At 60.1% G+C, this 25227-nt stretch carries 19 protein-coding genes; 8 read left to right on the plus strand and 11 right to left on the minus strand.

The window, feature by feature from the left end; all coding sequences use genetic code 11:
* Nucleotides 1-3 precede the first annotated feature (3 nt).
* Complete coding sequence (locus ACFPB1_RS02555; RefSeq protein WP_379221529.1) at nucleotides 4-402, minus strand: hypothetical protein; 399 nt, start codon at nucleotides 400-402, stop codon at nucleotides 4-6.
* A gap of 135 nt (nucleotides 403-537) precedes the next feature.
* Between ACFPB1_RS02555 and ACFPB1_RS02560 the strand changes: the two genes are divergently transcribed.
* The 5 genes from ACFPB1_RS02560 (at nucleotide 538) to ACFPB1_RS02580 (ending at nucleotide 5697) form a co-directional block, all read left to right on the plus strand.
* Complete coding sequence (locus tag ACFPB1_RS02560) at nucleotides 538-1656, plus strand: mandelate racemase/muconate lactonizing enzyme family protein (RefSeq protein ID WP_379221531.1); 1119 nt, start codon at nucleotides 538-540, stop codon at nucleotides 1654-1656.
* The gene (locus ACFPB1_RS02565) at nucleotides 1653-3341 is read left to right on the plus strand and encodes a thiamine pyrophosphate-binding protein (RefSeq protein ID WP_379221533.1); all 1689 of its coding nucleotides are present in this window, start codon (nucleotides 1653-1655) and stop codon (nucleotides 3339-3341) included. The genes ACFPB1_RS02560 and ACFPB1_RS02565 overlap by 4 nt, the downstream gene beginning before the upstream one ends.
* Nucleotides 3342-3354: 13 nt before the next feature.
* Entirely contained in the window at nucleotides 3355-4254 is a 900-nt protein-coding gene (locus ACFPB1_RS02570) for an SDR family oxidoreductase (RefSeq protein WP_379221535.1), read from the plus strand.
* Between the two features lie 175 nt (nucleotides 4255-4429).
* Entirely contained in the window at nucleotides 4430-5218 is a 789-nt protein-coding gene (locus ACFPB1_RS02575; RefSeq protein ID WP_379221537.1) for a hypothetical protein, read from the plus strand.
* Entirely contained in the window at nucleotides 5215-5697 is a 483-nt protein-coding gene (locus tag ACFPB1_RS02580) for a hypothetical protein (protein ID WP_379221539.1), read from the plus strand. Before ACFPB1_RS02575 ends, ACFPB1_RS02580 begins: the two co-directional genes overlap by 4 nt.
* 92 nt (nucleotides 5698-5789) lie before the next feature.
* On the opposite strand, the gene ACFPB1_RS02585 is transcribed toward ACFPB1_RS02580, so the two are convergent.
* The 7 genes from ACFPB1_RS02585 to ACFPB1_RS02615 all read right to left on the minus strand — a co-directional run bounded on the left by ACFPB1_RS02585 (nucleotide 5790) and on the right by ACFPB1_RS02615 (nucleotide 15872).
* Nucleotides 5790-7886, minus strand: coding sequence for a hypothetical protein (locus tag ACFPB1_RS02585; RefSeq protein ID WP_379221541.1), 2097 nt, complete (start codon nucleotides 7884-7886; stop codon nucleotides 5790-5792).
* Nucleotides 7887-7947: 61 nt separating this feature from the next.
* Complete coding sequence (locus ACFPB1_RS02590; protein ID WP_379221543.1) at nucleotides 7948-8877, minus strand: carbohydrate ABC transporter permease; 930 nt, start codon at nucleotides 8875-8877, stop codon at nucleotides 7948-7950.
* Between the two features lie 25 nt (nucleotides 8878-8902).
* On the minus strand, nucleotides 8903-9820 hold the full coding sequence (locus tag ACFPB1_RS02595) for an ABC transporter permease (RefSeq protein ID WP_379221546.1): 918 nt from the start codon (nucleotides 9818-9820) through the stop codon (nucleotides 8903-8905).
* 266 nt (nucleotides 9821-10086) lie between these two features.
* Nucleotides 10087-11607: a DUF3502 domain-containing protein gene (locus ACFPB1_RS02600; protein ID WP_379221548.1), complete on the minus strand. Its 1521-nt coding sequence runs from the start codon at nucleotides 11605-11607 to the stop codon at nucleotides 10087-10089.
* A gap of 233 nt (nucleotides 11608-11840) precedes the next feature.
* Nucleotides 11841-14123, minus strand: coding sequence for a helix-turn-helix domain-containing protein (locus tag ACFPB1_RS02605; RefSeq protein WP_379221550.1), 2283 nt, complete (start codon nucleotides 14121-14123; stop codon nucleotides 11841-11843).
* Nucleotides 14124-14409: 286 nt separating this feature from the next.
* Nucleotides 14410-14853, minus strand: a complete 444-nt coding sequence (locus ACFPB1_RS02610; RefSeq protein WP_379221552.1) for a cell wall hydrolase — start codon at nucleotides 14851-14853, stop codon at nucleotides 14410-14412.
* Between the two features lie 74 nt (nucleotides 14854-14927).
* A complete protein-coding gene (locus ACFPB1_RS02615; RefSeq protein ID WP_379221554.1) occupies nucleotides 14928-15872 on the minus strand; it encodes a VanW family protein in 945 nt (314 codons plus the stop codon).
* A gap of 292 nt (nucleotides 15873-16164) precedes the next feature.
* Between ACFPB1_RS02615 and ACFPB1_RS02620 the strand changes: the two genes are divergently transcribed.
* Nucleotides 16165-18657: a fibronectin type III domain-containing protein gene (locus tag ACFPB1_RS02620; RefSeq protein WP_379221557.1), complete on the plus strand. Its 2493-nt coding sequence runs from the start codon at nucleotides 16165-16167 to the stop codon at nucleotides 18655-18657.
* A 170-nt stretch (nucleotides 18658-18827) separates the two neighbouring features.
* On the plus strand, nucleotides 18828-20114 hold the full coding sequence (locus tag ACFPB1_RS02625) for a galactokinase (protein WP_379221559.1): 1287 nt from the start codon (nucleotides 18828-18830) through the stop codon (nucleotides 20112-20114).
* Between the two features lie 109 nt (nucleotides 20115-20223).
* On the opposite strand, the gene ACFPB1_RS02630 is transcribed toward ACFPB1_RS02625, so the two are convergent.
* From ACFPB1_RS02630 to ACFPB1_RS02640, 3 genes are all read right to left on the minus strand, one after another.
* Complete coding sequence (locus ACFPB1_RS02630; RefSeq protein WP_379221561.1) at nucleotides 20224-21723, minus strand: ABC transporter substrate-binding protein; 1500 nt, start codon at nucleotides 21721-21723, stop codon at nucleotides 20224-20226.
* A gap of 234 nt (nucleotides 21724-21957) precedes the next feature.
* On the minus strand, nucleotides 21958-22938 hold the full coding sequence (locus ACFPB1_RS02635) for an NAD(P)H-quinone oxidoreductase (protein ID WP_379221563.1): 981 nt from the start codon (nucleotides 22936-22938) through the stop codon (nucleotides 21958-21960).
* Between the two features lie 208 nt (nucleotides 22939-23146).
* Nucleotides 23147-24127 (minus strand): oxidoreductase, encoded by a 981-nt coding sequence (locus ACFPB1_RS02640; RefSeq protein WP_379221566.1) that lies wholly within the window; start codon nucleotides 24125-24127, stop codon nucleotides 23147-23149.
* Between the two features lie 186 nt (nucleotides 24128-24313).
* On the opposite strand from ACFPB1_RS02640, the gene ACFPB1_RS02645 reads away from it, so the two are divergent.
* Nucleotides 24314-25219: an AraC family transcriptional regulator gene (locus ACFPB1_RS02645; RefSeq protein ID WP_379221568.1), complete on the plus strand. Its 906-nt coding sequence runs from the start codon at nucleotides 24314-24316 to the stop codon at nucleotides 25217-25219.
* The last annotated feature ends 8 nt before the right edge of the window (nucleotides 25220-25227 follow it).

The raw sequence follows: 25227 nt of genomic DNA on the forward strand, positions 1-25227 counted from the left end.
GGTTCACGCCTCCTTCCAATAAGCCGCGATCAAGCCCAGCACGGCGATCGCCGTGAACACCATCGGCAGGATGACCGGCGGGCCGGTCATGAAATTGCGCAGCGCGAAGCCGCCCACCCGGATCCCCACGCCGCGAACGTGGAAGTACAAGCCGATCATGCCCGCGACGGCGCCGATCCACATCAGGACGATGAACAGCGTATGCAGCCACGCCGCGTTGTACCAGACGAGGATGACCCCCGCGACGAAGAAGATCGGGGACCCGACCACGGGCATCCACATCACCTTATTATGAAAATTTTGACGATAGTGGTACAGCGTCACCTGAATGCCAATCAACAGAAAGGCAAGACCGACGAACAAAATCAACACGCGATTCAGCGACCAGTGGTCCCAATACATGCTTCAACCCCGTTTCGGCAAATGTTGTATGCCGTTATCGTCTCCGGCGCCCATGCCGATTATCCAGTTTCCGACATAAATACCGGGATGACTGCCATACTAACCGCGAATACGCAACGGAAGGCGGCACCCAACATGAAGATTCGAACCATAGAAACCTATCCGCTTCTCTATCGTCTTCCCTCGCCTTACGGCGATGCCAACGGGCTGAAGACGTTTCGGTCCGCCTATCTGATCCGGATCGGGACGGATGACGGCGTCAGCGGCTGGGGCGAATGCGCGGATGCCTTGGAGACGCTGCACAAAGGCTTCCATGAACGGATCATCCCCGAGCTGATCGGGCAGCCAGCCGCCGACCGGAGGAAGCTGGTCCGATCGGTGAAAAAGCTGCATGCCCGCGCCGCTTCGGCGGTCGGCATGGCGTTATCCGAAATCGCGGCGCTCCGGGCCGGGATGAATATCACCGAGATATGGGGAGGCCGATTCCGCGACAAGGTCCCCGTCTACGCCTCGTTCCAGTCCTATACGGCAGACGCGGACTGGCGCAAGCGGTCCGTCGAAGCCGTCGAGCGGGCGGCGGCCGCCGGCTTCGACGCGTTCAAGGTCAAGATCGGCGGTAAACCGATCGAGGACGATCAGCGGCATATCGCCGACGTACAGGCCGCCATATCCGGGAACATGAGACTCGCGCTCGATGCGAACCAAAGCTATGACGCGGCGGCGGCGCTCGCCTGGCGGCCCTTGCTGGAGCGGCAGCCCCGGCTGCTGTGGCTCGAAGAGCCGCTGCGGATCCAGTACGTCGCCGATTACGGCCTGCTCCGGCAACGGATGCCCGTCCCCCTTGCCGGCGGCGAGAACCTCGAGGCGGCGGCGGACTTCCTGCCGCTGCTCACGCAGCGCGCGCTGGACTACATCACGCCCGATCCGCTGCATGTCACGGGTATCGACGAGTACCGGGCGACGTTAAGCATGGCCCGGGCCTTCGGCATTCGCGCGACGCCGCACGCGTTCGACGGCGCGCTGACGCGGCTGCACGCGCTGCTCGCGCAAGCCTGTCTGGAGCCGTTCGGCAAGATGCAGCCGGATGCCATCGAGCCGGTGGAGTGGGACGCGATGGACAATCCGTTCACGGGGCTGGTCCCGCTTCGGCCTTCGGGTGGCGAAGTCGCCGTGCCGCGCGGGCCCGGAATCGGGATCGAGCTCGATACGGATCTCCTCGCCTTCTATCGGTGGGACGGGAGCCGTTACGAATGAACGAGAACAAGCGGAAGGAGCGTAACGGCATGTCCGACATTACGGCGACGCCGCCGTCCGCCGCGGGCACGGCGGTCCCTTATTCCCGCAGCGTGGCGAAGGCGATGCTGGAACAGCTGCGGCTCTGGGGCGTAAGACGCGTCTACGGCGTCACGGGAGACGCGATATTCGGCTTGATGGACGCGCTCGCCGACCAAGATCAAATCGCATTCATCGCTGTGAAGCACGAATCGGCCGCGGCGTTGATGGCGTCCGCCGAAGCCAAGCTGACGGGCGGGCTCGGCGTCTGCGTAGCGCAGACGGGGCCGGGCTTGGCGAATTTGATCGTCGGGCTCGGCGATGCCTATCTGGACAACGCGCCTGTTCTCGCCATCACGGGACAGTCGCCGCTCGCCAAGATCGGGACGCCGGCCAAGCAATTCATCGATCAGCAAGTGCTGATGCAGGCGGTCGCCGGATACAGCCGGCTCGTCGCCGATCCCGACGCGGCGATGGCCGGATTGACGGAAGCGATGCATCGCGCGCGCGCCAACCTGACCGTATCCCACTTGTCGGTTCCCGCGGACCTGTTCGGCCTGTCAACGGCGGTTCCGGCCAAGCAGCCCCCCGCCCCGCCCGTCGCGCAGCCCGATACGGAGGCGCTGGACCAGGCAGCCGGCATGATGCGTGCCGCGAGAAGACCGATGATGCTCGCCGGCTGCGGACTTCGGCACGAGCGGGATTCGCTGCTCAAGCTCGCGGAAGCCTGGGGCTGCGGGCTCGCGCTGGCTTATGGAGCGACGGGGATCGTGCCGGACGATCATCCTCTGTTGCTGAACGGCCTGGGAGAAGGAGGCAATCCTCATCTGGACGAGTTATTCCGGCAAGCCGACGCCGTCCTTGTCCTGGAGTCGGATTGGTGGCCCGAGGGCAGCGTTCCGCAAGGCGCGCGCGTCATCCGGACCGCCTCGCATCCTGCACTTCTCGGGCTTTCCCGGCCTGCTGAGACGGCAATTGTCGGAGACGGGTCCATGGTGTTGAAGCAGCTGATCGAGCGGATGAACGGTCATCCAGCCAACCCGTCCTGGCCGGAAGCGATTCGTCGCTGCAAGCGGGCATGGCAAGCCCGGCGGGAACGGGAAGCGGGCTCGCGCGAATCCCCGCTTCACCCGGCCGGCATCGTCCAAGCCGTCGGACGGGCCCTTGACGAGGATGCGGTCATTGCCTTGGACGAGGGCGATTCCACCTTGTGGTTCCTGCGCTGCTTTCGCGCGCGTAAGCAGCGCGTGCTGCTCTCCAACCGCTTCCGGACGATGGGCTTCGGACTCCCCGCGGCCATCGCGGCGAAGCTGTGCCGGCCCGAGCAGCAAGTCGTGTGCCTCACGGGCGACGGCGGACTAGGGATGGTTATGGCCGAGCTGTTAACCGCCGCACGATACGAGCTGGCAATCGGCGTCATCGCGTTCCGCAACGACAGCCTGCAGATGGAGCGGGATAAAACGGCGGGGCAAGGACTGCGGCCGAAAGGAACGGAACTGACGAACCCCGATTTCGTACGAGTCGCCGAAGCGTGCGGCTGGGCGGCCCGGCGAGTCGCGAGCTTGCGGCAATTGGAAGAAGCGCTCGAGCACTATCTGGGCGGCAGCCGTCCGTTCTTGCTGGAGGCGGATACGGCGCGCGTGCCGTTCCCCGAATTTCAATCCTAAAGGAGATCAAGCCATGACAACGACGAAGCACGCGCATGTATCCGTCCCGAACCCGTTAACGCCCGCTCCCCCGTATCCCGCACAGCAACAAGACCGACAGCCCGGCATCGAGTCGGCTATGAATCCGAGGCCCGTCTTCGATGACCCGGGCTATACGGGAAGCGGGAAGCTGAAGGACAAAGTGGCGATCGTCACCGGCGGAGACAGCGGTCAAGGCAGAGCCATCGCGCTCGCGTTCGCCAAGGAAGGCGCCCTTGTCGTCGTCGCCTATCTGGATGAGCATGCCGACGCGGAGGAGACGAAGCGGGCGGTCGAACGGAAAGGCAGCCGCTGCATGACCGTCGCCGGAGACATCGGGGACGAATCGTTCAGCGGACAATTGGTCGCGCAGACGATCGACCGGTTCGGCAAGCTCGATATTCTGGTCAACAACGCGGCAGAGCAGCATGTGCAGACCGATCTGGCGAACATTACGTCCGCTCAGATGGAACGCACGTTCCGCACCAACTTCTACTCCGTCTTCTATTTGACGAAGGCGGCTTTGCCCCATATGAAAGCCGGCGGCGCCATCATCAATGCCGCATCCTTGACGGCCTACGAAGGTAACGAGCAGCTAATGGACTATTCCGCGACGAAGGGCGCGATCGTGGCTTTCACCCGCTCCCTCTCCAAATCGCTGCACGGCAAAGGCATTCGCGTCAACGGCGTCGTGCCCGGCACGATATGGACGCCCCTCATTCCGGCTTCATTTCCAGCCGAACAGGTGGCGATGTGGGGGGAGAAGACGCCGTTGAAACGCGCGGGCCAGCCCTTCGAGGTCGCTCCGGCCTACGTCTATCTGGCTTCGGAGGATTCGTCGTTCGTCTCCGGCCAGTTCATCCATGTCACCGGCGGCGTCGTCATGAACGGCTAGCGCTGCGCCATGCCTGTAGGAAGTCCGCGGAATTCGCGGGCTTTTTCCTGTGCGCCTCAGGGGACGAACCGACCGGCCGCATCGTCTTCCCTTCCCGGACGATGAATAAAACGGATTCAAATGGAAAGAAAGAAATACATCACGGATATCCATCGGGAAGGTTCGGCATACCACAATGAACAACTTTCGAGACGAATATCGGAATCGGTATTATCAAGCCAATGTGTCGACCTGGGGCACCGTGCAGCTGCACCAGCGGAATCCCCATGTCGTGGCCATGTGGTCCGTTGCGTTTCCGGGGTTCGGCCACTTTTTGTGCGAGCGGTTCGTCACGGGCTTCGCTTTGTTTTTTTGGGAATTTTATATCAATCAAGTGACGCATCTGAACACGGCGATGATGTATTCGTTCAACGGCGAATTCGACCGGGCCAAAGCCGTGTTGGACGAAAAGCATATCTACCTCTACATTCCGGTTTATTTATTCGCCATCTGGGACAGCTACCGGATGACCGTCGACGGAAATAAGGTCCAAGTGTTGGCCAAACGGGAAAACGCCAAATTCCCGACGTTCGCGATAACCCCTTTCGGATGCGCAATTCTCAGCAAGAAGGACCCTTGGATCGCGTTTGCCTGGGCCATGGCCTTCCCGAGTCTCGGGCAGCTGTACCTCTTCCGCTGCATAAATGCCTTGTTGACGCTGGTAATGACCATCACCGTCCTCCTGAATTCTAACTTGGTGGAAGGCATTCACTACTGCATGTTATTCGACTTCGCGAAAGCCCGAGAAGTCGTCGACGAGCAGTGGTCCCTGTATTTCCCGTCGATTTATTTCTACGGCATCTACGAAACCTATACGAATGCGGTGGAAATCTCAAAACTCTACAACAACGAGCAAGCGAATTTTTTGAAAGAGCACCATCAATCCGAACATTTCGTCCTGTATAAAGGAGAAAAAATCGAATGAGCGTCCAGAGCGTCCAGATCTTCTCCACCTTCCAGCACTCCCACTATCTCGAGCTTGCGGTCAGCGAACTGAAGGATCATGAAATCAACAACATCTACGCAATCCCGCTCGACAATCGCCAACTGGATACCAAGCTGTTCGATACCATGCACGGCATGGACGGGACCTCCTTGGTCGATCTAGGGCTGATCCTCGCGATGATGTTCGGCACGATCGGGGTGGCGAGAGGGTTCATATGGGAGTGGGGCCCCGTCATATGGGGGCTGATCGGATCGGCAGGCGGTTTCGCCGTCGGATTTGTCATCGACCTCCTCGTGACCCACTATCGGCGAAGAAAACTCCGAACCGTGAAAAAAAAGCATGGTGAAGTGATCTTAATCGTGCAGTGTTCGAATGAACAATCCCGCTTGGTCGAGCAGACGCTATGGGGGAACCAGGCGATCGGCGTGGCCAAGACGCGCATCGTCACGGACCTCTAGCCGCGGCTGCGGCGCGAGATGCTCGAAGCGCCTCCCCATACCAAAGCCCGCGCTCCGCGCGGGCTTTGGCTGCGTCTATTCGCTAACGCCGGTTAGCCTCCGTTCTCGTGCACCTTTTCCAGGCCGGCGTTGACGGTCTTCATGATCCGGACCATGTCCGTATACGGCTGATCCTGCTGGTTGACGAGACCGATATTGAAATTCTCGTTGTCCCTCCGTCCCGTCACGGCTTGATCGTAGTAGGCGAACCAGCCCGAGCCGACGAACAGCGGGTTCGCCGCCTGGCTCTCGACATAGGCTTTGAACGCGAGCCCCCGCTCCGCGATACCGGCCACGCTGGTGCTCGCGTTGATCGGGGACAGTCCGCGTGCCGCATGGCTGAACGTGAATTCCAGGTTGAGCAGCGGCTTGTTGAACGATGCATAGCGCGTAATCCAAGTGGGATCGTTCGAATAATTGTCGACGGAGAACGCGTCTACGAATTCCATCGCCGCGGAATCCCATTCGAGGCTGGTCCTCCAGGTCGGCACGATCGACGCGCCCATGAACAGATGGTTTCGATCGTACTTGGAGATGATGCTCTTGATCGTCGAGAAGTACGTGCGGGAAGCGAGCCGAATATAGTCCGACACCACCTCTGCCGGCACGTTCGCGATATTAATGGACGCCGCCTTCAGCGCGTCGAACGATTCGGCGCTCGTGCCGAGCACCGCATTGACCGCGGCGAGGTCCTGGTTGTACGTGGCGGCGACCTGGTCGACGAACGCGCTCTTGGCCGCGGAGTCCGCCCCGTAGGTCAAGACGGTCTTCACGATATCGGCGTTCCAGCCCGCTTCGTTGTCGTACGTGTAGCCGATCAGCCACCGGTCGTTGCGCAGCTCTTTGAGCCGGGGCGCGATCGCCGCTTCGATGATGGACCGCGCTTGCGGGTCGAATACGTCGTAGGTCCATTGTATGCGCTTTAAATTCATCGGATCCTGAAGCAGCTCGATATACGGGAAATCCTTGATGAATCTCGGCTTGGTCCATTTCGAGAAGGCGTTGAATCCCCAATCGATGAGGCGCTTCCTCGTGATGCTCTCCCACCTCGCCTCGAAGTCGCGGCCGTATTTGCGCATGACGTTCGCTACCAAGAAGCTGACCCGCTCGCCGTTGCCATCGCTGGCATAGGCCGGGGCAAACGCCGCAGGATCGGGAAGCTCCTCGAACACCTGCCTTGGCGAGCCGTCCGCCTTGTGGTACGGCGTGCCGTAGCCCCATTCCCAGATGCTCGCGGCATCGACCCCTTTCAGGATGAATTTATAGCCCTCCGGCGTAATGAACCACCATTTGCCGTTGATTTGCTGCAGCCTGAAATACCCGGTGCTTTTATATTTCCCGCCGCTTTTTATCCCGCCGTATTGGTCGTACGTATACCGGTCCAGCTTCACCCTCGCCAGCGCCCCGGCCTCCGCCTTGTATTCCTGCCGCAGCTGCTCGTCGGACGTCACCTTGCCGTCCCACGTCTCATAGAGCCATTGGCCGTACTTATCCATCATCAGGGCATCTTTCTTCATCTCGGCCTGCAATTGCTCAGCCGTATAAGCCGGGCTCAGTTCCGCCCCTGTTTCGCCCGCCCCCTGATAGATTTGGACTTCCGTCAGCGGGATATGCTGATAGGGCTGCGAGCGCTTCATGTCGATGACGACGAACCGGGCCGTCTTGTTGCCCATCGGCACGTTGATCGTATTGTTGAGGTCGGTGCCCGTCCTCGCATACTTGCCGGCGATGTAGTAATAGTCCGGCGCCGCTTCATTCCGGTATTTGACCGAAACTTCCTTATACCCCCAATAAGTGTTAGGCGAATTCATGATGATGTTAATGGTGCCAATCGGATAGTCCTTCAGCAAGTCGATGACGACTTGGACCGTTCCGGCGGAGGTCGCGCTCCCCATCCATCCGGCATAGGTGGTCAGCACGCCGTCCGTTATGACGCCGCTCTCCGAGGCGATCAGCCCCGCGGCGCCTTTATCCGGCAGCTGACCCGCATCCGGCGCGATACTGTAGAGATAATTCCCGCTTGTCAGCAGCTCGCCTTCCGCGTTCGCGCGATCCCGATGAACCGCCACGACCGGCGCCAACAGGACGAGCGCCAGCAGCAGCTTCCCTGCCCATCCCCAACTCCATCTCCGTTTTCTCCCGCTTTGCATCGCGGATTCCCCCTTCCATGACCTGAAACCTCACAAGACCAACTTGTACATTCCCGTCGACCTACCCTTTCACCGCTCCGATCGTCATCCCTTTGATGAAATACCGCTGCAGCCACGGGTACAAAAAGACGATCGGCCCGATCGTGATGACGACCGTCGACAGCTGCAAGCTTGTCGCGGAGACGGGAATGTTCACATTCGTATTCAGATAGTCCAAATTTTGCGAATTGGATACGATTCTGCGCAGCATCATCTGCAGCGGATGGCGCTGCGAATCGTCGATGAACATCAGCGCGTTGAACCAATCGTTCCAATACGATAAAGCGTAAAACAACGCAATCGTGGCGATGACCGGCATGGACACCGGCCAGATGATCCGGAAAAAAATGTACAGCTCGTGCGCCCCGTCCACCGTCGCCGCTTCATTGAGCTCGAACGGCAGCGTGCGGAAATACGACGTCATGAGAAACGAATTGAAGGCGGAGAACAATAGCGGCAGCAGCAGCGCGAGCACCGAATCCCGCAGGCCGAGCCAGTTGGAGATCAGCAAGTAATAGCCGACCAGGCCGGGCGGAAACAGCATCGTGAAGTAAATGTAGAAGGACAGCGCATAGCGGAATTTGACTTTCGGATGCGCGGCTGCGTAGGCGAACATCGCCGTCATGAGCACCGCGGCCGCGGTACCGGCGACCGTGATGAAGACGGAGACGAGGCCGCTGCGGTACACTTGGCTGCCCTCGAACAGGAACCGATAGGCATCGAGCGTGAAGGCCGTCGGGAACATGCGGAATCCTTGCACGATTTGGCTCTCCGCCGTGAACGAAGCGACATAGACCAGCCAGAACGGAATGAAGCAGAATAAGGCGAACGCGCCGATGAACGTGTATGCGGCCGCCGATACCGCGAGCTGGGACGCATCGAACGGCTTCTTGGGCCTCGACTGCCCGGATTGCACCGCCGCCGGCTTCGTCCGCTCCGCTTGATTCCCCATGATAGACAAACCTCCTTATCCGGAACTAAAACAGCTTCGAATCGTGGTCGACCCGGCGGACGACCCAGTTAAAGAAGAGAATCGTCAGCAGGCCCATGACGGATTGAAACAGCGCGACCGCGGCGGCATTGCTGTAGCTGTTCATATTCGTCGACCGGAGCGAACGGTACGTATACGTATCGATGACGTCCGTCGAATCGAAGAGCAGCGAGTTGTCGCCGATAATGCCGTAGATCAAGCCGAAATCGCCGTAGAAGATTCGTCCCAGCGCGAGCAGCGTAAGCACGATGATCGTCGGCCGCAGCAGGGGGAGCGTAATGTGCCAGATCTGACGCAGGCGCGAGGCCCCGTCGATCCGGGCGCTCTCGTAGTATTCCTCGGAGAAGCCGGTCAAGGTGGCGAGGTAGATGATTGACCCCCAGCCCGCGCCCTTCCAGACGAAGATGAGCGTCAGCAGGGACGGCCAGACGGCCGGTGTCTGGAACCAATAGACCGGATCGAAGCCGAGCTGGCCGAGCATCCGGTTGATCATGCCGTCTTGCCCGTTGAAGAAGTTCAGCACCATCAGGTTCACGACCACGATGGATATGAAATGCGGCAAGATGACCAGCGATTGCGTGACCTTCTTGAAATAAGCGTGACGGATTTCGTTCAAGAGCAGCGCGATGCAGAGGGACATGACCGTGCCGGCGACCATGAACAGCAGGTTCAGGTAGATCGTATTCACCGTCACGCCCAGCCAGTCGGGGCCGGTGAAGAAGAATCGGAGATTGTCGAGTCCGACCCACTCGCTGCCCCATACCCCTTTGACGGGAATAAACTGCTTGAACGCCAGCAGATGGGCCGTCATCGGCACGTAGGAAAACGTAAACACGTAGACCACGACGGGAAGCGTCATGGCGTACAGCCATTTGTTTTTGCGAAGCTCGCGCCATATTCCCATGATCGGTCCCGCCTTTCGCGAAGGTTGTATCTGCATCGTACGCGTATTCCGCCCCGGAGGAACAGTCTTGAATGTATCAATGAGTATGAATGGCCACACTCGCCGGCGGTAGCAATCTTATGCCAAGCGGCCGTACGGATATTAACGCAGCGCGAGCCTGCGCAAAAAAACCCCGGCCCGCGATCTGCCGCTCGCATGGAGCGGACAGACGCACGGGGCGAGGCTTTGCCTTTACCTTTCTTTACCTTTACCTTTACCCTGCATGCTTATTGTTTCTTGCCGGCCAGATAAGCGTCCAGCTGCTTCTGAACCTCCGCCTGCACCTTCTTCACGTCGTCGTACGCCGCCTTCTTGAACTTCGCCAGCCCTTCGTTCGGCTCCGTCACGCCCAATACGATCGGGTCGTACAGCTCGCTCCCCGCGTTATTCAGTTGCGCCACTTCGTTCGCGACCGGGCTCGGATCGAAGGTGAAGCCCGCCAGAATGTCCGGCGTAAAATAGCTCGGATCCCGCTGCCACTTGTTCAGCGCGATCACGTCCTCGGGGAAGGTTGCATCGATGCGATCCAGCTTCGGATTCCATCCCCAGGCGAACGGAATGCCCGCGTACGGATTCGCCTGGATCGGCTTATACAGCCCGTCGCCCGCCTCTTCCCAATTCTTCCCCTTGATCCCGTACGCCAGCAAATCGTAATTGTCCTTCTGGTTCAGCCAGTTCAGAAACTGAACGGCGCGCTCCTTGTTTTTGCTGACGACCGGAACCGCGATGAAATTGCCGGCCTTGTAGGTCGAATTCAGCTTCATATCCGGGCTGTACAGCGTGAACGCCTCCGCGGCCGCGCCTGGAACCGACTTCTCCAGCGTGGTGCGGGTGCTGAGATTGACCCCGAAATCATTGAAGGTGGACACCGCCGCTTTGCCTTTCGCGAACTCCGAATTGCGCAGCGTCAGCGCATCCTTCGCCAAGACGCCGTCCTTGTACAGCTTGTGGTTCTGCTCGAACGTGCTCAGGATCAGCGGGTCCATATCATCGAAGACGTTATACACTTTGCCGTCGTTGCCCTTCGTGTACAAGCCGGGGTAATTGATCACGGACGCCAGATTGGCCGACGGGTCAAGCATTCCGGCCAGTTTCAAGCCGGTATGCTCGGTGCCGTTCGGAATATAGGGCGTCAGCCCGGGCTCCTTCTCCTTCACCTTGTACATGAAGCCGATCAGCTCGTCGTACGAGGTGATCGGTCCGACGCCGAGCTTCTCCCGAATATCCTTGCGGATGACGAACGTCCACGGACGGATGAAGTTCACCTCGAGCGGCACCGCGTACAGCTTGCCGTTCACCTTGTTCGCGTCCATCAGCTCCGCCGAACGGACGGCCTTGATGTCGGGCCCGTATTGATCGATCAATTCGTCGAGCGGCTCGTAGAGCCCGGCGGCGATATTTTGCACCGGGTTGTTGTCCCAGATCAGATCGTAGTCCTCCGCCGAGGACAGCGAGACCTGGCGCTTCTGGCGGACGTCGGACCAAGGGATGAACACGGCGTTCAGCTTCACGTTCAGCGAATCAGCCATGCGCTGCTCCATCTCCGTCTTGACTTCGTCCCAGTTCGCCGGCGGATCTCCGGGAAACATGATTTTGAGCGTCACCGCCTTCTGCGCGGTTCCTGGCTCGGATGTCGAGGTGCCGCCATTGCCGGTTGGCGGATCCGTCGTCCCGCCTGAATTGCAGGCGGACAACGCCGCCGCGAACATGAACGATGCCAGCCACAACCCTGTTTTGCCGATTTTCATAGCCCAGTCCCTCCCCATGAATACGCCGGACAGCAGCAGCGGCAGGCGAAGTCTCGCAGGTCCGCTAGACCGGCTCGTGAGTCCGATCATACCCGGCTCCCGTGAAACGGTACAGTACGGTATTCATCGAACGGTACGGAATATGACGATGAGGGACGTCGCGATTTTGTGGATGAATTTTGTGAATGAATTATGCAAATGAATCCGGTACGTCCGCGCTGCGCGGCGCCCGTTCAGCGCCCCGGCTTCGCGCGCGCGTGACGGTATTGACCCGGCGTCATGCCGGTTGCCCGCTTGAATAACGAGAAGAACGTGCTTTTCGTTTGAAATCCGGACTGCTCCGTAATTTCCGCGACCGTCCAATCGGTCGTCGTGAGCAGATGCATCGCGTATTTGATCCGCTGATCCGTAATATAATCGGACAGGGAGAGCTGGCCGTGCTCCTTGAAGATTTGCCGGACGTAGTTGACGGAGAGGCCCACGTGATCCGCAACATCGTCGACCGACAGCATCGGATTGTGCAGATGATGGCGCACGAACTCCATCATTTCGGAGACGAACTCTTCCTTGCGGGCCGAGCCGCTTCGCGGACGCTCCCGGTCCATCATCCGTAGAAGCTCTTGCAGCAGCCAGGCCTTTACTTCGCCGATGGTGGAGAACCGCTCGAGGAATACATGGATGCTCTTCATCCCTTGGAACGTGCCGGCGGATGTGAAGCTCCTCATGAGCGAGTAAATGATATGCGTCAGCTGCAGCTTGCATTCCTCGTAGCTGAGCCCCTGCATATGCCGGGTCAGGCTGTCCAGATCGGACGACAGCGCGTCCGCGTTCCGAAGCCGGACCGCGTGAATCGTTTGCTTCAGCAGCGCTTCGTCCGGTTCGCTCCCTTCCTCCGTCCGGTAGCGTTCCAGATCGTCCAGGGTGAATACCCGGTCCTCGTCGCATAGGAAAGCCAGCAGCGTCAGCTCATAGACGCGGTCGTAGACCGGCTGCAGATGGGTCCCTTCGTCCAGCGCGGGACTGACCGCCGCCTGCAGATCCAGCTTCAGCCAGCGCTTGATCTGCACCCGCGCGTCCGACAGCGCGTTCAGCACGAGGAGCTCCCGGTCATGCGCGGCGGCAGGAGCGACGAGCGCCACGATATGATCGGAGCCGAAGTCGACCGTTTCCGCCGCGAAGCCGTGGTTGGCCAGCACCTCCGCCGTCATGTTCCCGAGCGCGAAGCGCATCAGCTTGCGCGACGCGAAGTCGTAATCGTCCGTGAACCGCCCGTACGATTCCAGCCGGATCACCGCGATGCGGAACCTGCCTGTCCGCAGAATCCCGGTCTGCGTGCGGATATACTCCGCGGCAGGTCCGGAGGCCCTCGAGCCGAGGATCCATTGCCGCAAGAGATCGTCCTTGATCAAGGCCTTGCTGCTCTTAAGCGACATGTCCAGCTGCTCGAGCCGGCCGACCAGCGTATCGAAGCGGGAATCGAGCCAGGCGATCTCGTTGCCGGCGTCCTCCGGTCTCGCGGCCGGCTCCTCCGGCCCCAGCTTGGACTGAAGCCGCGCCGTCAAGTCGCTGATCGGCTTCAAGCGGCGATACGATTGCCAGTAGAGAAACAGCAGCAGCGCGAAGATCAGGACGACGGCGGAGGCGATGATGTCGATCCGGATACGATCGATCTTGGCTTGCCAGGCCGAGATCGGCGACAAGAGGTACACCCTCCAGCCTTCGATCGGCAGCACGGCCGTTTGAATCGACCAGGCGGCTCCGCCGGCGGTCCAATTCCAGCTCGTGTCGTCCGATGCGGGCTTCTCAGCCCGTGCCAGCTCCGACGCCAGCTCCGCATCGGCATTGCCGAGCAGGAGCGCATGGCCCGGTCCCTCGACGACCAGCTTGTTTTGGTCCTGATCGGAAATTTGCAGCATATGCTCGTTCAGCAGCGGCTTGTTGAAGAGGATCGACACGTATCCGCTGTAGCTCGCGTTCGGGCCGGCTGCCGGCACGACGAGCGCGAGATGCGACCGGCCCTGCACGGTATGATCGAAAAATTGCAAGTAAGGCGTCGTCCCTTGGCTGCGGACCGCCCTAAGCATAGCAGGGTCGTAGTAATCCTGCGGCGTATAGAGACCGGCTTCGGAAGAGGAGTAGATCTGATTCAACTGGAAGTTGAATAAGCAGACGCTATCGATAAACGGCTCGCTGTTCACGAATTCCCGCACGCTCGCAGCCGCTTTATACAACGTCAACGGAGAGTAATGGTCCGGACTCACGTTCAGCCACAGCGCGATGTTTTCGTCCGAATACACCCGAAGCGCGAACTGGCGTAACTTCTGCAGCGTAAATTCCGACGTTTGCACGACCTGCTGCATTTTGTCCCGGTTGGACGCGTTGATCTCGTCCATCGTGCTTTGCACGATCAAGCGGCTTACGTACATCGTGAACGCCAAGGTCAGCACGCAGACGGCCAGGCAGGCGTATAAAAAAAGGCGGACGTACATCTTCCTCGGCATAATCCGAATCCACATGCGCGCTTCCCCCGATCCCCCGCATTCCGTTTGACGACGAAACCGCTTCCCCGATTTGTCCACTATGAAATTTATTCCAGCCGTACGGATTCTATTACATCCCGGCCCGGGCGGCGGCTTGCCGCCCATGCTGCGGTTCGCCGCGTGTCAGGCTGCCGGACGCTCAGAGAGTGGCCGCAGGCGTTGCGATCGTTTGCGTTTGCCTTCCTTCGGAAAAAAAAAGGCCAACCAGTAAGACTGGTTAACCTGATCCTACGAAAAGCCGCGCAGCCGCGGCCTTCGCAACTTAAAACGTATTGTATACATTTTCGCATTCCTGCGCGGTCGGTTCATAGAAGCAGTGCTTCTTCCATCGCCCCACGAACGGCTGATTGTACCACGTCGGCGGACACGGCCCCGGATTCTCGAACGAACCCGGACGGAAATACCAGAGCGAGAATTTGGCCGGCCAATTCCGCTCCCCGTTCACGGACCGCTGCGCGAGGCGGCGTTCCCTGTCCCTTGCGCTCTGATAGAACATGCCATGCTGCAGCGCTTCGAACGCATGCGGCTGGTAGATCATTTGAGGAATCGTGCGGAGTCCTTTAAAGTCGGAGCAGTTCGCTCGAATCCGGTTAATGCCGACATTTCCGACAAGGAGCATGCCCTTCTCGCCCTCGGTCTCGGCTTCGGCCCGAAGCAGCCTCGCCAACATATCGATATCCTGTTTCCTGGCTTTTACGACACCCATTGGCTCACCTCTTTGGAGTTCTAGACTCATCATATTGTAGGCGAAGCGGAAGTGTGCCTCCGGCTGGGCCTTCGTCACGGGAGCCACTCGAGATCCTCGGCCGTCGCGGGCGCTTCCTCCGGCAGTACGCCGAACGTCATGCCCGGCACGTTGCGCGGCTTGTATTCGATGACGTCGGAGGAATAGATGGACACGTACAGCTTGCCCGGCACCGCCAGCGCGCGGATCAGGACCGGTTGGTTGTATTGGTTCTGAAAGGCGAAGTCGGGACCGTCCCAGCTCACCGTCGCGTCGCGGCCCGGCCGCACGTACGGCACGTTCCGGCTGTGCGAATAGCGCTTCACGATCTTCAGTCCCGCGCGGTCGCTCGCGTTGAACAGCGTGGAAGACACTTGGCAGATCCCGCCGCCGATGCCCTCGGATAATTCGCCTCTGACGATGACGGGCGCCTCCAGATAGCCTTTTTGTTTCGTGCGCTGGCCGACGATCCGGTTGAACGAGAACGTCTCGCCCGGGAAGATGACCGTATTGTTGATCGCCTGCGCCGCCAGCCGGATGTTGTGCGAACGGTTCTTGTTGCGGCTGTTGTAGTACGTGGCATACTGGCCGATGGGCTTCTCCTTGATCTCCGCCAGCAGTTCGCGGTCGACCCGCGGATAGACGGGCGCGAGCGGCGCCTCGATGGCGGCTGCCCCCGTGCCATAGAAGTACGCGTAGAATTTCTCGGTGAACAGCCGCTTGTCCAGCCGGTAGCCGAGCCGTTCGGCCACGATTCCCCCATGATCGCCGATGATCGCGTTGCGAGGCGCCTCATAGCTCCGCTTCTCCAATTGCCCGATAAGCGCGTCGAACTTGTCCAAATCCACCATGGTAAACCCGGGGGACGCGTAATCGGCACGATGAATCACGACGGGGTTCTGCCCGCGAAGCGCCACGGCTAATTGTTCGTCCGTCTGCTGTCCGTCGCCGGCGCCCGGCTGCAGCAGCCGTGTCAGCATCGATATCCATAACCAATTCATATTCCTTCTCCACTTCTTAACATGTTCAAGGCTGCCGATCGGATTTTTCGCGGCAGTCTCCTGCTTCAAGCCAGTCTCATGCGGTGTCGAAAATCAGGCATGCTTAACCCAATTTTTAGGGGATATTATGCCCTCGATTCGCAAGGCTATGCTTCCGGCATCCGGCCAATTGATCGGCCGAAGCGAATTGCGTTCGCTCGCACCGAGGGGGGTGGATATGGATCGTTAGAGCACTACCAATATTACCTGATTATGGTAGATTTAGAGAGAATCATCCATAGGAGGGAATAAGATGAGGCGACGGTTCTTGTTACTGGTGTGGGGAGTTCTGAGCTTGACGCTGCTGCTGCCCTTTCGGGCGGCGGCCGCGGAATCCGCTGCCATCGCGGCGGCAGCGTCTTCGAACTTGGAGGTCACGAGCGTTACGGGCGGATCGACGCATACGCTCGCGCTCGAACGGGATGGAACGGTGTGGGCATGGGGAAGCAATGAATACGGCAGCATCGACGGAAGTACGACCGATCATCATTATACGCCGGTTCGCGTACGCGGGCTCGATTCGGTGTCCGCCCTCGCGGCGGGCGATACGTACAGCTTGGCGCTCAAGCGCGATGGCTCCGTCTGGATGTGGGGCCGGAATTGGATTGACGGTACGAACAGGGTATCCCCCGTTCAGGTCGCCAATCTTAGCAGCGTGACGGCCATCGCCGCGGGACATTCCCATAACTTGGCGGTCAAAAGCGATGGAACCGTCTGGGCGTGGGGATGGAACGTTCACGGTCAACTGGGCGACGGCAGCCGGACGGATCGCGCCGCGCCCGTACAAGTCCAGGGCCTCGATTCGGTGATCGCCGTCGCGGCAGGGCAGCTCCATAGTATGGCGCTCAAGAGCGACGGCACCGTATGGGCATGGGGAAGCAATGAAAACGGTCAAAACGGGGTGCCCGGCGGCTCGATCATCTACGATGGCCCCTACCAAACCCCCTACCGGTCCGTGCCCGTTCAAATTCCGGGCCTCGATTCGGTGGTCGCCATCGCGGCGGGACAGCTCCATAACTTGGCGCTCAAGAGCGACGGCACCGTATGGGCATGGGGATGGAATGGTTCCGGCCAGCTCGGCGACGGCAGCACGACGACCCGTCCCACACCCGTTCAAGTGAACGGGCTCGGCTCGGTGTCGGCGATCGGCGCGGGCTCTTCGCATTCGCTCGCGGTACGAAGCGATGGCACCGTATGGGCATGGGGCCATAATTATTCCGGTGCGCTCGGCGATGGCAGCACGAACAACCATTCCTCCCCCGCGCAGGTAGCCGGACTCGATTCGGCAGCATCCGTCGCGACGGACGATGGCGCGCATAGCGTGGCGGTCAGAAGCGACGGCACCGTATGGGCATGGGGATATAACGGTTCCGGCCAACTCGGCGACGGTACGACGACAACCCGTAATGCGCCCGTACAAGTCGCGGATCCCGAGGCGCCGCGGTGGCCGGAGTACGATGTACTGACGGCGACCGACGTCACCGCTAACAGTGTACGGTTGAATTGGCAGCCGGCCACGGACGATTCCGGAGTCGACCAGTACTTGGTGTACCAGGATCAGACGCTGCTCGCTGCTGTAAGCCATGACGCCATTCACTATGACGTGAAGGGATTGTCGCCCGCTACGGCTTACCTCTTCGCGCTGGTTGCCGTCGATGGCGACGGCAATGAGAGCGTGAAGCAATTAGAGACGGTGACCACGGCCGCCGATACGCCGGTGTCCGAAGCCGAAACGCTGCTTTACCGGATGAACGGAACCCTGCTCGATGTGGACCAAGGCCGGATTCTATGGAAGGAAAACGGCGATAAGACGCTCTGGTTATACGACCGTACGGCGAAAAGCCAAGTCAAGGTCTATGATGCCGACGGGTCCGTTCGCGCCCTTCGGACCGCAAATCTATCCACGGACGGCGTGGTGTTTTCCTTATCCGACGGAACCGCGATGTATTGGGAGGGCGGCTCGGTTCGGCGCAGCTGGCAACGGGCAACCCCCTATGACGTGAAAGGCAACTTCGCGGTATTCGGCAGAAACGTGGTGAACGTCAAGACGGGAGCGTCCCGTGATCTGCCGAATGCGAATTTCAATAATCGGAACGCCTTCGATCTGTCCGCGGACGGAACGGTCGTGTATGAGTACAATTACGGTATTCGCCGCTACCTCGCCGACGGAACGGTCTCGACGTATTATCCGGCCGTGCCCGATTACCCGAACACCTTCAACGGGCCTTTGACGGACGGGAATCACCTCCTCTATACCGCGTATACCGTGGTCGAAGGCTATCCGAAATGGTCGCTCCAAGTTCGCGGCTCGGACGGCGAGGTGACCCCGATCGCCTTGAACCCGATCCTGAACGAGGATTACTATACGACCGACCCGAGAACCTCGTACCAGATCAACAACGGATGGATTGCCTATAAGGAATACGATAAGGCGGCGGAGCGCTGGACCTTGAAGGTCCGGTCGCCGGAAGGCCAGACCAAGCTGGCGTATACGGCCCCGAAATGGTGGCAGCTGACCGGCGTCCCGCTTGCCATCAAGCAGTTGGGAGCGGACGGCACGTTGGCGTTTACGTTCAAGGACACGACGTACCTGTATTCCGCCCAAACGGGCAAGCTCGTCTATTCGTTCGGCGGTCCGGGAGAGCTGCGGTACCGCGAGCATATTTTCGCCGGTCCCGCGGGCCAGCAGCGGTATGGCGCGTGGTACCGTGTGGACGGCGGCGCGCTGTATGCGATTCGCTTTTGAATCAATAGGAGCAGGTAACGGCACAGCTGTATGAGTCCTTCGGCGGTTCGAAGAACGAAGACAGCGGTTCGATTCCGTTTTCACTGCCCCCCTATCTGTAAACGCTATCTTCCGTTACAATGGACATGATTACGTTTACTCAATCATTCGTCCTAGGAGGAGCACGCAAGATGAACGAGCAATTCGAGCAGCTGTTCGACTCGGCCCGCGTACGTCAGCTGCTGGAGCAGATGTACGGCAGCGAAGAAGGGGAGCAGCAGATCCGCAGATACCGGAGATGCATGGAAGCCTACGGCGCGCAATACGGAGAGACCGCGTCATTGAACTACTTCAGCGCGCCGGGGCGCACCGAGATCGGCGGCAATCATACGGACCATAACAACGGCAAGGTGCTCGCGGCCAGCATTCAGCTGGATACGATCGCGGCGGCGGCAGCCGTAGACACCGGCGTCATTACCGTCGTATCCGAAGGGTATCCGGGCATGTCGGTCATCCGTCTGGACGAGCTGGAACCGCAGCCGGGCGAAACCGGGACGGCTGCCCTAATCCGCGGGATCGCACGCGGTTTCCTGCAGCACGGGTACCGAATCGGCGGATTCAATGCCAGCGTCGGCAGCAACGTGCTGCCGGCGTCGGGCCTCAGCTCCTCCGCATCGTTCGAGGTGCTGATCTGCCAGATACTAAGTACGTTCTATAACGACGGAGAGCTGGATGCGGTCATGATGTCGCGCATCGGCAAGTTCGCCGAGAACCGGTATTGGAACAAACCGTCCGGGATGCTGGACCAGATGGCCTGCTCGTACGGCGGGATGATCGCGATCGACTTCAAGGAGCCGGCCGAGCCGCGGATCGAGCGGATTCCGGGCACCTTCGAAGCGGCGGGTTACAGCCTGGTCATCGTCGGCACCGGCGGGAACCATGCCGACTTGACGAACGATTACGCGTCGATTCCGAACGAGATGCGGGCGGTGGCGCAGGCATTCGGCGCCGAGGTCTGCCGCGATATTACGGCCGAGATGATCTACGGCCGGCTGGCGGAGCTTCGCGAGGCGGCCGGCGACCGGGCGGTGCTGCGCGCGCTGCATTACCTCGACGAGAATGACCGCGTCGACCGTCAAGTCGCGGCGATTCAGGCCGGCCGGTGGCATGACGTGCTGAAGGACATCGCCGCTTCGGGGAATTCTTCGTGGAAATGGCTGCAAAACATCTACCAAGAATCGGCGTCCCGCGAACAGGGAATCGCCCTTACATTGGCCATCACCGAGCGATTCATCGACCGGTTGGGCGATGGTGCCTGCAGAGTGCACGGCGGCGGCTTCGCCGGCGTCATCCTCGCCGTCCTGCCGCATGCGGCCGTCGCGGAGTACCGCGAGCTGATCGGGCGTACGACGGGCACGGAGCTGTTCAAGATCCGGGTGCGCGAAGTCGGCGCGGTTTGCCTGAATAAGCGCATGTAGGTTCGGGCCGTTCGTACATGCATCCCTCCCTGACTTCCATCCATACGACAATAACGGCAGCCGATCTTTCTTCGGCTGCCGTTTTGCTTGGCTTCACGCGTTCGCGTTCTTATTCGTTCAGATACAGCGCGACTTTATTCTGAATGAGCTTGGCGACGTCTTCCGCCGACTTCTGCCCCTTGAAGTAGGCTTCGCTCTCTTCGGAGACGATCTCGTCGATCCGGGATGGTTTCCCTACGGCGTGAACCGCGCCCGTCAAGTAATCGTCGAGCTGGTCGAGCTGCGGTCCGTCGGCTGTGACGGTCACCCCGTCGGCAGGACCGTTCGGGAGCGTGCTGACCGTTCCGGCCTTTCGAGCCTGCTCGATCTGCTTGTTATAGGCGATCCGGCTGATCGGGAAGCCGCCGAAGGAGATATCGCTGATGGAGTAGTTGACGGCGGTGTTATCCGCGGGGACGGTCACCGCTTCCTCGGCTGCGAGAAAGGCGATGAATTGCCAGGCCTCTTCCTTGAACGGCGAGCTCGCGTTGATGCCGACGGTCTGGTTCGTCTGGAAGTAGCCGCCCGGTCCCAGCTCGGGCATGTGCGGCTTCGTATAGAGCTTAGCATGTCCTTCATAGGCATCCATCACGTATAAATAGTCGGACAGCGATTGAACGGGCATGTCCTGGAAATAGGTGGCTATCGATCCCTTGCCGGCGCTGCGTTCGACCTGCTCGGCGATGCCTTCGTCGAACATCGTCTTGATCCGCTGCAGCAAGCCCGTGAACGCCGGCGAAGCGAACTTCGCCTTACGGTTCGCTTCATCGACGTACAGCGGATAATTCTCGCTGACCATCTCTCCGAGCAAGTAATCCGGACTGCTGAGAAGCACCGTTGTATTGCCGCCCTTCTGGGCCAGCTGCTTCGCGACGTCCGAGAACTCGTCCCACGTCCAGTTCTTGTCGTCGATCTGCGTCCCGGTCTTGCCGATCGCGCCCGAATCGCCGATCAGCCCGTACAGATAGTACGAGAGCGGCATGGCGTACAAGCCTCCGCCGATCTCGCTGTTGTCCAGCACATTGGCGAAATAATCGCTCTTCTTGAACGAGACGTCCTGCTCCATAAGGCCGTTCAGATCGGCGAGCAGATGCCGGTTTGCATACTTGTCCACCGGCAGCAGGTCCAGCTCGAGCAGATCGGGGCCTTTGCCCGCCAGCATCGCCGCATTGGTCGTCGTGATGTATTTCTCGATGTTCGCTTCCTGTGAAGTGATGTCCTTGAATTCGGTCTGGGTGTACGTCAGCTCGATCGTGACGTTCGGATGCAGCGATTCGTACTTCTTCACGGACGCCTTCAGCTGTGCGCTCGGATTGACCGTGGCGAATACGAGCTTCACTGGACCGGACTGCTCGCCGTCCCCTTCCTTCCGGCCCGCGGCTTCGGCATCCGCTTCCTTAGCAGGCGGCTGGCCGCTTCCTCCCAGCGTGCCGGCGGCTCCGTCATGGCCTCCGGCTCCTTGTCCGGCCGCCATCGACGGATTATCGCCGCCGCCCGCGTTATTGCCGCTGCAGGCAGCGAGCAGCAGCACCATGAGACTGAGCGAGAGGAACAAACCTTTTTCGTTCATCGTCCTTTCACCTTTCCGGGACTACGCTTAGTTGCGCATCGCGCAGGCGTCCCGGTTAACAATATAAACCAGCGATGTGATCATCTCTTCGCCGACTTGTGATCAAAATGTCTCCGCGTTGTATCCTTGTCACGGCACAAAAAAACAACACCTCGGGGAGATGTTGTTTCCAGGCCGGGCCGCTATGACACTTGCTGCGCGGTTCGCGTATTCGCGGGATGCCGCCCGCAGCTCCTAGTCATGGACGCGCAAAATGATTTTCCCGGTATTGTGGTTATTCTCCATATGGGCATGCGCTTCATTCGCCTGCTCCCATTCCCACACGGAATCGACGATCGGCCGCAGGCGTCCGTCCGCGAAGCGCGGCATCGCGAAACCGACGAACTGCTCGGTGAGCTTGAGCTTGACCGCCAGCGGCTGAGAGCGCAGCGCCGTGCCGATGACCTGCAGCCGTTTCCGCAGCAGAAAGCCCAGATCGAGCTCGCTTACTTTGCCTCCGCCCATCGTACCGATGATTATCAATCGGCCGTCCGTCGCGAGCGACTCGATATTCTGCTGCCAATACGGGGCGCCGACGAAATCCATGATGATGTCCACGCCTCGCCCGCCGGTTGCCTCCTGCACGGCCGCGGCAAACGGGCCTGCCTTATAATCGATTGCCTGGCCGGCGCCGAGCGCGAGGCACGCGTCGCGCTTTTCCTTCGTGCCGGCGGTTACGATCGAGACGGCTCCCGCTTCACGCGCCAGCTGGATCGCGGCGGTACCGACTCCGCTTGCTCCCGCATGAATCAATACGGTATGGCCTTCCCGCAGCCCTCCGAGCACGAACAAATTCAAATAAGCGGTAAGGAACACTTCCGGAATCGCCGCCGCCTGCTCGAATGAAAATCCGTCCGGAATCCGCATCGCCATCCCGGCCGGAATGGCGACCCGCTCCGCGTATCCGCCTCCAGGCAGCAGCGCGAACACGCGGTCTCCGGGCTGCCAGCCCTTCACGCCGGCGCCCAGCTGTTCGACGACGCCAGCCATTTCAAGTCCGAGCACCTCGGATGCGCCCTGCGGCGGCGGGTACAACCCGCGCTTCTGCAGCAGGTCCGCCCGGTTGAGGGCAGTCGCTTTGACGCTGACGAGCAGCTCGCCGTCCGAGATCGACGGCTCGGCGGCTTGGCCGATATACAGCTGCTTCGTCTGCTCGTTGACCAATATCGCTTTCATGAACAACCTCCCTTAACGACTGGCCTGGGCGTGTGACGCTAGTGGTATAACCAAGAACGGCCGCGTCTATACGATCGCTGCGCTCGGGCGCCAGAGCGTCGAACGCAAGACAGCCAACGGAACGAAGGCTGCCTGCGGTGTACTTAGTTCATTCTACGCATCCGGTAGATTTCCTTTCTATCATGGGTCATACGCGATGCGGCTACTGTTAATCAAGTTCGAGCTTCGCGCCGGTGAGCTGCTCGCTCAGCTGCCATAACCGGCCTGCGGCTACGGGATCGGTCGCGCGAGGCCGTACGCCGTGCATCTCGGTCGATGCATCGCTCGGCAGCGCCCTTGCGATCTCGCAATCCGCGCAGTACACGCCGCCCATGCCGTCAAGACGCGGACTAGTCGCGCACCATACGCTGGTCGCGGCTCCTTGCGCAGGAGTCTTCCGGTTATTGGCGGGATCGATGATCGGCTTCCCGTTCTTATCGAGGAAGTCAAGAGCGTCGATGTCGGCCTGAGACAGATGCCGCTGCAGATCGGTTGCGATGCCGCCCGGATGGACGGAAAACGCGCGCACGCCGTACGGCTGTCCGATCGAATCGAGCGCGACGGCGAACAGCGCGTTCGCCGTCTTCGCTTGACCATAGGCGGTCCAGGGGTTATAGTCGCGTCGCTCGAAATTCCAGTCCCGGAAGTCGATCCCCGCGCGACGGTGCGCGTAGGACGAGAGCGCCACGACGCGCGCGCCTTCCGCGCGAACGAGCGCCGGCCACAGACGGCATGTGAGCTGAAAATGGCCGAGGTGGTTCGCCGCGAACTGCGATTCGTAGCCCCGTACGTCGCGTGCCAGCGGCGTTGCCATAATGCCCGCGTTATTGATCAGAATATGCAGCTGATCGAACCGGCTTAGGAAACGGTCCGCAAACGCATCAATCGACGCGGGACTCAGTAAATCCATGGCATCCAGCACGACGTCCGGCATATCGGCTAGATTCGCCTTCGCTTTGGCGATGTCGCGGGCAGGCACGATGACCGTAGCGCCGGCGGAGCGGAGCGCGCGAACGGTCTCCAGCCCGATGCCGGCGTAACCGCCCGTGACGATGACGTTCTTGCCGGTCAAATCTATGCCGCGAATAACTTCTGCTGCGGTTGATGAAGCTCCGAATCCGGAGCCGATAGGTGCTTGCAGTGTTGTCATAGTAGATCTCCTCCATGAATAGATCGGGTTGGGCTCATCTCGAGCCCCTTTATTATGCGACAAATCAGCGGTCAACCGTTATCAAAATCGTTTCAAATGATTGCCTGATCCTATCATGGGATTTGCACGCGGACGGCCTGTTATACTATGATGGGTCTCAAACGAAATCTGCACAGGAGAATGGATATGGCCCCACAGATGCAACAACTTCGCGAGACGCTCGCCGGGTTGATCGAACGGCTGACGGAACAGGAGAATGGCGTCCATCCGACGTCGATTCCGTCGCTTTTCTTATCTCGGCATACGAAATTAACCGAGCCGAGGAATGGCGTTCACGACCGGTCCGTATGCTTCGTCTTTCAAGGGCGGAAGGAAGTGCTGCTGGGCCGGGAGCGGTACCCGTACGGCCCGGACGAGTATTTGGTGGCTTCCATGCAATTGCCGGTCATCAGCCAAATCACGGAAGCCTCCCCCGAGATGCCGTATCTGGCGCTGAAGCTCGAATTCACGCCGGAGCAAGTGCTGCAGGTCATGAAGACGTCCGGCATCCAGCCTTCGCCGCTCGAGCAGGCGAAGCGCGGCATGTTTATCAGCGAGGTGGATGCGCCGCTCTTGGATGCCGTGACGCGATTAACGCGATTGCTGGATACGCCGGCGGATATTCCGCTGCTTGCGCCGCTGTTGATGCAGGAAGTCCTGTACCGCGTGCTTCAAGGGAAACACGGGGGGACGCTGGCGCAATTGGCCGTCGAAGGCGGCGGCGCATTTCGAATCAAAGCGGCCATCGATCATATTAAGGCGCACTACAACCGGTCGTTTCGCATCGAGGAGCTCGCGGAGCAGGCCAATATGAGCATTCCGACGTTCCATCGGCATTTCAGAGCGGTTACCGCCATGACCCCCATCCAGTTCCAAAAGAAGCTGAGGCTGCAGGCCGCCCGGCAGATGTTGTTCGCCGAATCGGCGAACGCCGCGGACGTCGCCTTTCAGGTCGGGTACGAGAGCCCTTCCCAATTCAGCCGCGAGTATGCCAGAATGTTCGGTCTGCCGCCGATTCAAGACATCAAGCGCCTGAGGCTGCTGGATGGTTAAGGCGCCGC

Source organism: Paenibacillus sp. GCM10023250 (assembly GCF_042653205.1).
Classification (GTDB): domain Bacteria; phylum Bacillota; class Bacilli; order Paenibacillales; family Paenibacillaceae; genus Paenibacillus_Z.

Bases quoted from the DNA above. Each gene is read 5' to 3' on its own strand.
- ACFPB1_RS02625 (WP_379221559.1), top strand. From the start codon at position 18,828: ATGAACGAGCAATTCGAGCAGCTGTTCGACTCGGCCCGCGTACGTCAG.
- ACFPB1_RS02620 (WP_379221557.1), top strand. From the start codon at position 16,165: ATGAGGCGACGGTTCTTGTTACTGGTGTGGGGAGTTCTGAGCTTGACG.
- ACFPB1_RS02635 (WP_379221563.1), bottom strand. From the start codon at position 22,938: ATGAAAGCGATATTGGTCAACGAGCAGACGAAGCAGCTGTATATCGGC.
- ACFPB1_RS02580 (WP_379221539.1), top strand. From the start codon at position 5,215: ATGAGCGTCCAGAGCGTCCAGATCTTCTCCACCTTCCAGCACTCCCAC.
- ACFPB1_RS02590 (WP_379221543.1), bottom strand. From the start codon at position 8,877: ATGGGGAATCAAGCGGAGCGGACGAAGCCGGCGGCGGTGCAATCCGGG.
- ACFPB1_RS02645 (WP_379221568.1), top strand. From the start codon at position 24,314: ATGGCCCCACAGATGCAACAACTTCGCGAGACGCTCGCCGGGTTGATC.
- ACFPB1_RS02615 (WP_379221554.1), bottom strand. From the start codon at position 15,872: ATGAATTGGTTATGGATATCGATGCTGACACGGCTGCTGCAGCCGGGC.
- ACFPB1_RS02630 (WP_379221561.1), bottom strand. From the start codon at position 21,723: ATGAACGAAAAAGGTTTGTTCCTCTCGCTCAGTCTCATGGTGCTGCTG.
- ACFPB1_RS02555 (WP_379221529.1), bottom strand. From the start codon at position 402: ATGTATTGGGACCACTGGTCGCTGAATCGCGTGTTGATTTTGTTCGTC.
- ACFPB1_RS02565 (WP_379221533.1), top strand. From the start codon at position 1,653: ATGAACGAGAACAAGCGGAAGGAGCGTAACGGCATGTCCGACATTACG.
- ACFPB1_RS02585 (WP_379221541.1), bottom strand. From the start codon at position 7,886: ATGCAAAGCGGGAGAAAACGGAGATGGAGTTGGGGATGGGCAGGGAAG.
- ACFPB1_RS02570 (WP_379221535.1), top strand. From the start codon at position 3,355: ATGACAACGACGAAGCACGCGCATGTATCCGTCCCGAACCCGTTAACG.
- ACFPB1_RS02595 (WP_379221546.1), bottom strand. From the start codon at position 9,820: ATGGGAATATGGCGCGAGCTTCGCAAAAACAAATGGCTGTACGCCATG.
- ACFPB1_RS02600 (WP_379221548.1), bottom strand. From the start codon at position 11,607: ATGAAAATCGGCAAAACAGGGTTGTGGCTGGCATCGTTCATGTTCGCG.
- ACFPB1_RS02575 (WP_379221537.1), top strand. From the start codon at position 4,430: ATGAACAACTTTCGAGACGAATATCGGAATCGGTATTATCAAGCCAAT.
- ACFPB1_RS02560 (WP_379221531.1), top strand. From the start codon at position 538: ATGAAGATTCGAACCATAGAAACCTATCCGCTTCTCTATCGTCTTCCC.
- ACFPB1_RS02605 (WP_379221550.1), bottom strand. From the start codon at position 14,123: ATGTGGATTCGGATTATGCCGAGGAAGATGTACGTCCGCCTTTTTTTA.
- ACFPB1_RS02610 (WP_379221552.1), bottom strand. From the start codon at position 14,853: ATGGGTGTCGTAAAAGCCAGGAAACAGGATATCGATATGTTGGCGAGG.
- ACFPB1_RS02640 (WP_379221566.1), bottom strand. From the start codon at position 24,127: ATGACAACACTGCAAGCACCTATCGGCTCCGGATTCGGAGCTTCATCA.